Here is a 746-nt window from a genome sequence, read left to right as displayed (position 1 = left end):
GGTATGCAGCCCATCAGCGAGACCGCTCGGTGTGAACGCCCAGTTCCCGCTCCCATCCGCCAAACTGGTGGTTGCGATTAAAGTCCCATCGATGGTGAAGTGCACCGTGGTGTTTGCCAGGCCCGTCCCGGTCAGCGCAGCGTTCGAAGTGATCTGGTCAAGCGCCGAAGACCCGGTATCGGAGGTCAGATGCTCCGTCACGGCCGGGCCGGTCGTGCTGAGCGTGTAGACAACGGCATTGCTGGTCGTCGTGTTGCCGGCAACATCGCTCACCCTGGCCGTCAGCGAGTTGCTGCCATTGCCGAGCGTGACGAGGCTGCTCCAGCTGCCGTCGCCCAGCACGACGGCGGTGCCGATCGTGGTGGTCCCGTCCAGGATTGTGACGGCGGCCCCGGCATCGGCCACATCGACCGTACCGGCCAGAGTCTGGCTGGCCTGGTTGGTCGCTCCGCCGGTGCTGGTGATCGTGATGATCGGCGCCGTCGTATCGATCGTCACCGCTTTGCTGGCGGTGGTGCCGATGTTGCCTGCGGTGTCGATGATCCGGGTCTGGTAGGTGAAGCTCGCCGGATGGACGACGCCATCGACCAGGCTCCACGTCGTTCCGGTGTTCTGGACCACATCCGCCCAGGTGGCGCCGCCATCGCTGGAGACCTGGATCTTCTCGCCGGCGCCCAGCGCGCCATTGCTGCCGGAGACCGTCAGCGTGGTGTCGCTGGTGACGAAGTCGCCGGCGGTGCCGGTAT

1 protein-coding gene is annotated in these 746 nt (G+C 65.8%); it reads right to left on the bottom strand.

Annotation, left to right across the window (positions count from 1 at the left end; genetic code table 11):
* On the bottom strand, positions 1-746 hold a 746-nt coding region (locus tag IVB41_RS10665; RefSeq protein ID WP_247430755.1), incomplete at both ends, for an Ig-like domain-containing protein.

It is taken from the genome of Bradyrhizobium sp. 44, from assembly GCF_023073095.1.
Lineage (GTDB): Bacteria > Pseudomonadota > Alphaproteobacteria > Rhizobiales > Xanthobacteraceae > Bradyrhizobium.
This window is presented reverse-complemented; position numbering and strand designations above follow the sequence as displayed.